Source organism: Pantoea sp. CTOTU49201, from assembly GCF_032054795.1.
Taxonomy (GTDB): Bacteria; Pseudomonadota; Gammaproteobacteria; order Enterobacterales; family Enterobacteriaceae; genus Pantoea; species Pantoea symbiotica.
This window is the reverse complement of record NZ_DAMBSA010000175.1, coordinates 1-9,217: the sequence shown is the minus strand read 5'-3', so window position 1 is coordinate 9,217 and position 9,217 is coordinate 1. Positions and strand designations below refer to the sequence as shown.

Below are 9,217 nucleotides of genomic sequence, written 5' to 3'. Positions count from 1 at the left end.
AGCAAGCTCTCTTTGTCCATCTGGATCACCGCCAGCCAGACCAGCGACGCAATCAGCGTGCCGCTATTTGAGCCCAGCGCAATCACCGACGACACCAATCCACGACGTTCAACTGGTGCATATTCGCCCAGCATCACCGTACCGCCGGACAACTCTGCGCCCGCCCCCAAACCTTGGGTAAAGCGCAGCAGCACCAGACACGCCGGTGCCCAGACGCCAATGCTGGCATAGGAAGGAATCAAACCGATTAATGTTGTGGAGGCACCCATCAGAATGATGGTCGAGATCATCACCGTTTTGCGGCCCTTGCGATCGCCGATCCAGCCGAACAGCAAGGCACCAATCGGGCGGGCAATAAAGCCAACCGACCAGGTGGCAAAACTCGAGAGCAAAGCGATAGCCGGTGTGGCTTCGGGGAAGAAGACGTCACCAAAGATAATGCCGGCGGCGAGGCCATAGAGCGCAAAATCCGCATATTCCATCGCGGTGCCAAGCCAGCAGGAGAACGTGGCGCGCCAGAAATCTTTACGGCCGGAAGATGTTTCAAGCCGCGCGTCGGCAGCTGAGGAGGATGTTAGTGAGCTTTGTTGCGAAACCGTCATAACCCATTCCCTGAAAGAGGTAAAAACAGTAAACGCCCTTCCGTGGGTCAGTTCCCTTGCAACAAGCGGAACTCCCCGGTGGCGACGTTCAGTAGGCAAACCTGGATGAAAAATCAGTAATGAATTCCCTGGTGTTGGAATCCGCTTCTTCGCCTGTTCCCGCCGATGTAATTTTCATCGATCGCATTAGTGAGGCAAATGTAACTGGGTCATCTCAAGGCCAACTTCGTCTCTGGCACCGTGAGTTATCACTATGGAGATAGTCTATCTACGCGCGTAGATAAATCAAGTGATAATAGAGAAATTTATTAGATAAACTTCACTATAACTCATGAAAACAAGGCAAAAATGGCGTCAAATCATGACATTACATCTAATGCATGGCGCAAGAATTGTCTTAATGAAGCTTGATTGACGATTATTGCTTACCATTTAACGGCGCAGGCTAACTCTTCATCGCGCTGTTTTTCGCACAGTTCAGTTAAGGTTTAATGACAAACAGGCAATACTCTTAAATCCCGTCATGGATGCGCGTTTCACTAAACGTCTGCATTACACTGGAGCAATACCACTCAGGAGCGCTATGACCATTATTCTTATGCGACACGGTAAACCCGATCATCCTGTCAATGGGCGCCTGTCGGCGCGGGCATTGGCTGACTGGTGTGAAGGTTACGATCAGGCTGATATTTGCGATTCCCCGCCGCCGCGCAGCCAAACCATTGCGCGTCTGGCAAGTGTGATCGCCACCAGCCCGCTGCCGCGCGCCCGTTCGTCGTTAACGCGCCTGGGTTTACAGCCGCACGCGGTGGATGAGGTTTTTAGCGAAGTCGCGATACCGACGTTGCCGTTTGAGCGTCTGCATCTGCCGCTCAACGTCTGGCTGGCGCTACTACGCCTGTTATGGCTGTGCGGCTATAGCGGCCATGTCGAATCGGTGCAGCATGCGCGTCAACGCGCCCGCCTGGCGGCAGATAAACTGGTGACGCTGTCGCAGCAAGGCACGGTGTTGTTGGTCGGTCACGGCATCATGAACAAGCTGATTGCGCGTGAGTTACGCAAGCGCGGCTGGCAGGCCGAAAAACATGCCAGCAGCCGCCACTGGAGCAGTGCGATTTATCATCGTCCATTCATTTAAGTTGGAAGTAGCTCAGCACCTCACAACCGGTACCGGCTTGCGGCGTGGCAATCACCTTCATCTGCTGCAAATCAATCAGGCTGAGCGAACCGTCGCCCTCATTCGCAATCAGCAAGCTGCGATTATCCTCACTGAAGCAGCCATCCATCGGCTTATTGCCAACCTGAATATCGCCGAGCGGATTGAGCAGATCGTCAAACAGCGTTACCACCGGCTCCTGATCGCCAATTGCTACCAGCCGCTCGCCGTTGGCACTGAAACGCACTACCTGACAGGGTTGCTGATGTCCCGGCAAGGCCAGGCGCTGGCGGATGCGATGACTTTGCCGATCCACCACATACAGCAACGGCGCATCGGCGGCGCTCGCCACCAGATAAGGATGTTTAGGCGAGGCGGCGATACCGGAAATCGGGCCAGGCATCAGGATGTTGTCGATAATCCGTCCTTCCGCCTCACACAGATCCACCACGGTAATGCTGGCGTCCTCTTCATTCTCGGTAAACAGCTTGCGGCCGCTGGGCGACAAAGTGAGTCGGTGTGCATTGTGCGAAGGTAGCTGAATGGTTTTCTCCACGCGATCGCTAACCGGATCAATCACTGCCACCACCGCGCTGTTTTCACAGCAGAGATAAACTTTGCCGTCACGTCCTAACTGGCCGCTGTGCGGTGCTTTTAATGGCGACAGATCGATAAAACCGCTGATCTGCCGCAGGCGCAGATCGATGATCGCCACTTTATGGCCAGGATGCGGATTGTCGCCGTGAATGCCGTCGCCGTAGATCGGCACGTAAGCTTTTTCCAGCTGTGGCAGCATCAGAAGCTCGTGTGGACGCGGCGGAAAGGCATTTAACTCTTGCTCAACGGCAAAGGTTTCGGGATTGAGAAACAGCACGCGATTGCCCTGCTTATCGACCGCCAGTAATCCACGGTTGTGTCGCTGCATAGTGTCTCCTTTTGTTCATCACCTACTTTAAGCGTAGCTAACCCACAATCAGGATGGGATTTTCCCGGCAGGCCAGCGAAAAATGCAGCCTGGTTAACAAGTGATCTCACGCGCACTTTTTAATCTCACCCGCGACTTACGCCACGTCCCGCTTATTTTATTAGGAATAGTCTTAAGGCCATAAAATAGAATAACCAACAATTCACGCGGTTATTTATCGTTAATTTAAAGCTTAACGGATCCTTGATTTTCCGGTTTATCTGAAAGGATCAAAAAGTGATAGCCGCATCGCACAGAATGTTTTATTAAGCATAGGAGAGTACTTTTTTTACACACAGCCTAAAGGACAATCAAGAGCGCTCAGCGCCGCGATCAGGGACGCCTTGCCACCATAATCACAATAATCAGGTGCATCATGAATAAAAAACGCCTTCAGCCAGCGTTAACCCTCTGGCATAACTGGAAAAGACTCGCGTTTACCAGCCAGACTTTCCTGCAGAAAAAACAGCATACTGCGCTCTGTGCGCCGGAATACGATCCCAGCGAAGAGGACAATATCGTGTTACTTTCTGGCGAAAAAGATCTGCCAGAGATTCCAAAGAAAGTCTGGATGTATTGGGATAATGAATATTTACCGAAATCACTGGCATTAAATATTAAAAAGATTCGTCAGGATAATCCCGACCATGAAATCCATTTATTAAATCGTTTAACGGTAAAAGAAGTTTTACCGGATTTTATATTTACCTCGACCCAATTAACCGCCCAGCAAACAAGCGAAGTGATTCGCCTGGAATTGCTGTTGCGCTATGGCGGCATTGCCATTGATTGCAGCACCTTATTATTTGAAGATCTCTCCTGGGTGCATCGCGCGCATCAGGAACGTTGTATGGATGTGATTGGTTATTATCACGAAAATGCCACCGTCAACTATCTCGCGCCAGTGATTGAGAGCTGGTTCCTGGCGGCGACTGCCAATAATCCGTTTATCCGCGAATGGCAAAAACATTACGCGCCGATCAAACATCTCGGCGAACAGAATTACTTCAGTGAATTGACCAAGCGCGATGATTATTCCCTGCTAACGCAGAAGATTGCGCAGCCGGAGCAGCAATTAGGTTCACTGGCGCAGCAGATCGCCATGCGCGAACATCGCCGGGTAAATCTCTACCTGCGTAAATGCGAGGCTAACGCCTATTACTATCAGCGTTTAAGCGGCTGGAAGAGCGAGGCGTTTGCCCACGCGGTGCTGTTTCACCAGCGTCCACTCACACCACCGCCAGTGATTAAACTCAGCGGCAATGAGCAGCTGCATCTCGACTTCAACCTGCGGCTCGGCCATTACAACCGCAGCAGTTTGTTAGGCCAGATGATGCAAACGCCTGCGCCAATCGCGCTGGCTTCACCCATCAACAAAGCGCGCGCGTAACCAATGGATAAAGGTGGTCACCGCCCGTGGCACCTGTGCGGCATACGGGCGTACTACCCACAACCGATCGGCGAAGGCATCCACCGCTTGCCACTGCGGCAGCACCTGCTGCAGCGTGCCGCTGGCTAATGCCGCGCTGGCGCTGAAGTCCGGCAGCATCGCAATGCCCAAACCCTGCAATGCAGCATCGCGGATCGACTCGCTGTTGTTGGTGGCAAAGTTGCCCTGAATCTTTACCTGCACGGTTTCGCTGCCGCCGTCCGCTAATTGAAAGCGCCACTGCGGCGACTCGAGTCCGCGCGGGTAATAAAGACAATTGTGCTGCTGCAACGCCTGCGGTGAATCCGGCAAACCGTTCTGCGCCAGATACGCCGGCGATGCCACCAGCAACGCGCGGGTTTCACACAGCGGCAGCGCAACATGCGTTTCCGGCAGGCTATCGCTGTGGCGAATCGCCAGGTCAAACCCTTCACTGCCGAGCGACACCAAACGATCGGTGACGTCCAGCTGCAAGCGCACCTGCGGATAGTCGCGCAAGAAATCGCCGATGATCGGCACCAGCTGCTGACGCGCAAACGCCACTGGCGCAGTCACACGTACCATGCCACGCACCGGACCCGCTTCATCACGCACGCTGAAAAAGCTCTGCGCGATACGCGCAAAGGGATCGCGCAGCTCATCCACCAGCTTTTCACCGGCAGAGGTTAGCCGCACGCTGCGCGTGGTGCGCTGCACCAACGCCACACCCGCCATCTTTTCCAGCTCTTTAATCTTCTGACTCATCGCCGCTTTGCTGACGTCTAATCGTTCCGCCGCACGCGTAAAACTGCCGAGCTCAGCCAGCACGGTTAACCAGTGCAAATGGACCCAAAGGCTATCTGTTTTAATTTCTTTCATATCGATTGTTCAAAATAATAAATAATCATTTCAACCAGCGCGCTTTTTCTTTCCGGCAGCAAGCGGCAGCATAGAGCCACATCCTACTCTTTTCATGTGAGCAAAAAAGGGGTTTATTTATGCCGTTACTGACATTCGACGTTATTCAGGGCCGTTCAGAATCAGAAATACGCACTTTGCTGGATGCCGCACATCGCGCGGTATTAACCGCATTTAAAGTCCCGGCACGCGATCGTTATCAGATTGTTCATGAAAACAAAGGTTATCAGATGGTCTTTCAGGATACCGGCTTAGGCTTTGCGCGAACCGACAATCTGGTGATGGTGCGCGTGTATACCAGCCCGAGAAGTGAAGAACAGAAGTGCCTGTTTATGGCAGAGTTAGCGCGCGAGCTGCTGGAAAATTGTGGCGTTCAGGGCACGGATTTGATGATTAGTTTTATCACCAACAGTAAAGGCGACTGGAGCTTTGCCGATGGCGAAGCGCAATACCTCACTGGAAAACTCTAATCTCCCCTTCTCTGCCCTCACTGGCAGCAGCGCGTCCGTTGCTGCCAAGCTAAACCACAGTCAGCCTTAACCCGCCTTAAACGAATCGGAATGCATCGCACAAATCTGGTTGGATGTGTTGCAGCCTTGTGACACCCAATATAGATTGACGCAAAATCCCCACAGAGGGTCGTTGGCGCACGGATTGCGTATTCATTCAACATGAGGATCTAACGTTGTCCGAATTGGTTTCGGTTGTACTCTTTTTGGCTGCGATTGCGGTCTACTCCTCTAAAGCCGGGCGAAATAAATTTTGGTTTAGTCTGATCCTGCTGCTGCTCACGCTGTTTATCGTGCTTAACGTCACGCTGGTCGCCAGCAACTATTTTACCGGCGATGGCATTAATGACGCGGTGCTGTATACGCTGACCAACAGCCTGACTGGCGCGGGCGTGAGCAAATATGTGGTGCCAGCCATCGGACTGATCATCGCGCTGTTCTCGCTATTTTGCCTGCTTTCGTGGTTACTGCGCCGCCGTAAGCGGCCGCATCACCTCGGCTGGAGTTTGCTGGCGATTGCCTGTGCCGCGGGTTCGGTACAAACCACGCCTGCGTTCCGCCAGGTAAAAGAGTTGATCGCCTCACATTCGCGCCTCGCCGATTCGGATTTCGAAACCTATTACAAAACGCCCAATAAGGTGATCGCCGAGCCTAAGCTCAATCTGGTCTACATTTATGGCGAAAGTCTTGAACGGACCTACTTCGATCAGCAGGCATTTCCTGGTCTGGCCCCGGAACTCAGTCGGGAAAAAGAGAACAGCATCGATTTCAGCCAAACCGAACAGCTGCCCGGCACCGATTACACCATCGCCGGCATGGTGGCTTCACAGTGCGGCATCCCGCTGTTTGCGCCTTTTGATGGCAATGCCTCGGCTTCGCTCTCCAGCTTCTATCCGCAAAATATTTGTTTGGGCGACATCCTGAAAAACTCTGGCTACGAGAACTGGTTTATTCAGGGCGCAGATTTACGCTTCGCCGGTAAAGACACTTTCCTGCTGTCGCATGGTTTTGATGCGGCCAACATGTATGGCTCGCAGGAGCTGAAAAGTCGCGTCGCCGATCCCAGCTATCGTAATAACTGGGGCTACTACGATGACACGGTGATGGACGAGGTGTTTGAGAAATACGAGGAGCTGTCGCGCGCGCAAAAACGCTTCGCATTGTTCACGCTCACCGTCGACACCCATCATCCGGATGGTTTTATCTCGCGTAGCTGCCAGCGCAAAAGCTATAGCTATGATGGCAAACCCAATCAATCCTTTAGCGCGGTCGCCTGTTCGCAGGAGCATGTGGCGCGGCTGATTGAGCGCATCAAAGCCTCACCGTGGTTTAAAAACACCATCATCGTGGTGACTTCCGATCACCTGGCGATGAACAACACCGCGCATCAATACTTGATCAAGCAACCGCGCCATGACCTGTTTATGGTGATTCGTGGCGATCAGCCACAGGCGGAAGTGCTCGATGGCAAACGCAGCACGCTGGATAACGGCGCCACGGTGCTGGATATTCTCGGCGGCGATAACGCGATTGGACTCGGTCGCAGCGGCCTCTCTTCGAAATCGCTGTCAACCGAGTTCGACGACATGGCAAAGCGCGTCACATCATGGAAAGCAGACATTATTCAGCTGTGGAATTTCCCTAGCAAGATGGACAGCTTCACCGTCGATCAACAGAAAAACACCTTCAGCTTCTCTGGCGCGACCTTCAAATTACCGATTCTATTCCGCGTCTCCGACAAACATGTCGAACCGCTGCCGGAAGGGGAATACTCCGAACCGCTGCGTTATCAGCTGGCGAGTTTTGCTGCCGCCGACAAGTTCGTTTGGGTGGATCGCTGCTTTAAGATGGCGCGTCTGTGGCAGCCAGAGTTAGCGTTGTCGAACGATTTGTGTGTGTCGATGGGACAAATGGGCGCCAAACCCAGCGTAACCCGCATCGATAAAGCGCAGTGGAAAGGTAAAGTTAACTTCCCGAAAGCAGAAGTCAGTGCGGCAACCTTCCAGCTCAACGAGCAGCAAATACGCATCGAAGACAATGCGATTCGCTACAACGCCGACAGCTTCCTGTTAACGGTGCCCGGCGCGCCAAACAGCGTTAAGAGTTTTAAGGGGATATCACGTCCGGAAGAGTGGGGACGCTGGTCGAATGCCAATCTGGCGCCTGAAGTGAATATTGAGTACACCGATCCGCTGCCTGGACGCTTTGATGTGGTGATCACCGCGCGGGCGTTCGGTCCGAATGCGCATCGACCGATTCCCGTGCGCGTTGGCGATCAAGAGCAGCAGCTGAATTTGGGTGATGAGTTCTCCACCACCACGCTGCATTTCACCAACCCAACCGGCAGCCGTAATTTGATCATTGCGCCGCCGGAGCCGCAGGAGTCGAATGTCGGCAATATCATCGGCCAGGATCCGCGCAAACTGGGGATCGGCATGGTGGATATAAAAATAATTCCGCAAACCTAACGTAGGGTCGCCATTTATGGCGACCAGGTGCGCATGAATGCGCACCCTACGCGCGCAGCGCCTCCAGTTTTTCGCGTTGCGCCCCTTCCGCCGTAAAGTTTTCTGCCGCCAGCCAGCGTTCGAAGCCCTGTTTCACCTGCGGCCAGTCGCTGTCGATAATCGAGAACCAGCAGGTATCACGGCTGCGGCCTTTATAGACAATCGCCTGCCGGAAGGTGCCTTCAAACTGAAACCCTAAACGCAGCGCCGCATTGCGTGATGGCTGATTGCAGCTGTCGCACTTCCACTCGTAGCGACGATAGCCCAGCTGTTCAAAGGCGTAGCGCATCAGCAGATAGTGCGCTTCGGTGGCCATGCGCGTTTGCTTGAGCAGCGGCGAGAAGGCAACGTGGCCGATCTCCACAGATCCGTTTGTCGCATCAATGCGCATCAACGCCAGGCTGCCAACCGCACGATTACTCACCGGATCGATCACCGCAAAATGCAGGGGATCGCGCCCATTTTCCAGCTTGCGCGCATAGGCAACATAGGCCGCTTCATCGGCAAAAGGTTCGGCGAACATATAGGTCCAGTCACGCCCATCTGCAGCCAGCGCATAGGCAGCATACAGTTCGCGGCCATGGCGTTCAGCACTCAGTGGTTCAAGGCGGCAATAGTCGCCGGTGAAGATTTCATAGCCCGGCCAGGTGCGGGGTTGCCAATCTGGCAACGGGAATCCTACCGGTTGTCCGTAAGCATTGCTGTGTTGCGACATTCCTCAATTCCTTTATCAGTCAGGACCAGAAATGCAGAGTGCCACTTTGCTGGCGTGTTAAAAAGCGCCACAATGCATGAAATTGATGGATCCACGGAACTGCGTACATGAGTGATATTGAGCTACATCGATTATTGCTGGCCCCGCTGGAAACCAACGGCGAGCTAACGCTGCAACAGCAACTGTTTCAGCGTATCAGGCAGGCGATTCTGACAGGCAAACTCGCCGCCGGAACGCGTTTGCCCGCGACACGCCAGCTGGCGCTGGATCTGGCGGTTTCACGCAATACGGTGATCGCCGTCTGGGCGCAGCTGCAGGCGGAAGGATTTTTGCTGAGCGATCGCCAGGGCAGTCGCATCAGCAATATGGCGCAGCTACCGCAGGAAACTCAGCCGCCCGCCAGCAGCGAAATTGTCTTGTCACCGCGCATCGCTCAGT

9 protein-coding genes are annotated in these 9,217 nt (G+C 53.7%); 5 read left to right on the top strand and 4 right to left on the bottom strand.

Annotated elements, in window-relative coordinates:
- A partial coding sequence (locus RTY00_RS13410; protein ID WP_312664791.1) for an MFS transporter occupies positions 1-602 on the bottom strand: 602 nt, incomplete at its 3' end.
- Between the two features lie 583 nt (positions 603-1,185).
- Between RTY00_RS13410 and RTY00_RS13405 the strand changes: the two genes are divergently transcribed.
- Complete coding sequence (locus RTY00_RS13405; protein ID WP_312664790.1) at positions 1,186-1,740, top strand: histidine phosphatase family protein; 555 nt, start codon at positions 1,186-1,188, stop codon at positions 1,738-1,740.
- Here the strand turns inward: RTY00_RS13405 and RTY00_RS13400 are convergent.
- Positions 1,733-2,683: a WD40 repeat domain-containing protein gene (locus RTY00_RS13400; protein WP_312664789.1), complete on the bottom strand. Its 951-nt coding sequence runs from the start codon at positions 2,681-2,683 to the stop codon at positions 1,733-1,735. The two genes, RTY00_RS13405 and RTY00_RS13400, sit on opposite strands and share 8 nt — an antisense overlap.
- Positions 2,684-3,098: 415 nt before the next feature.
- Here RTY00_RS13400 and RTY00_RS13395 point away from each other — a divergent pair, with 415 nt between their 5' ends.
- Positions 3,099-4,112: a glycosyltransferase family 32 protein gene (locus tag RTY00_RS13395; RefSeq protein WP_312664788.1), complete on the top strand. Its 1,014-nt coding sequence runs from the start codon at positions 3,099-3,101 to the stop codon at positions 4,110-4,112.
- Here RTY00_RS13395 and RTY00_RS13390 read toward each other — a convergent pair.
- Complete coding sequence (locus RTY00_RS13390) at positions 4,086-5,009, bottom strand: LysR family transcriptional regulator (RefSeq protein WP_312664787.1); 924 nt, start codon at positions 5,007-5,009, stop codon at positions 4,086-4,088. The genes RTY00_RS13395 and RTY00_RS13390 overlap by 27 nt on opposite strands.
- A gap of 119 nt (positions 5,010-5,128) precedes the next feature.
- On the opposite strand from RTY00_RS13390, the gene RTY00_RS13385 reads away from it, so the two are divergent.
- Both RTY00_RS13385 and opgB read left to right on the top strand, forming a co-directional pair.
- Positions 5,129-5,518, top strand: a complete 390-nt coding sequence (locus RTY00_RS13385) for a tautomerase family protein (protein WP_101762200.1) — start codon at positions 5,129-5,131, stop codon at positions 5,516-5,518.
- A gap of 215 nt (positions 5,519-5,733) precedes the next feature.
- Positions 5,734-8,025, top strand: coding sequence for a phosphatidylglycerol--membrane-oligosaccharide glycerophosphotransferase (gene opgB, locus RTY00_RS13380; protein ID WP_312664785.1), 2,292 nt, complete (start codon positions 5,734-5,736; stop codon positions 8,023-8,025).
- A gap of 46 nt (positions 8,026-8,071) precedes the next feature.
- Here opgB and RTY00_RS13375 read toward each other — a convergent pair whose 3' ends face one another.
- Positions 8,072-8,779 carry a GNAT family protein gene (locus RTY00_RS13375; protein WP_312664784.1) on the bottom strand — a complete coding sequence of 236 codons (708 nt, stop codon included), beginning with the start codon at positions 8,777-8,779 and terminating at the stop codon, positions 8,072-8,074.
- A 107-nt stretch (positions 8,780-8,886) separates the two neighbouring features.
- Here RTY00_RS13375 and RTY00_RS13370 point away from each other — a divergent pair.
- On the top strand, positions 8,887-9,217 hold a 331-nt coding region (locus RTY00_RS13370; RefSeq protein ID WP_312664783.1), incomplete at its 3' end, for a GntR family transcriptional regulator.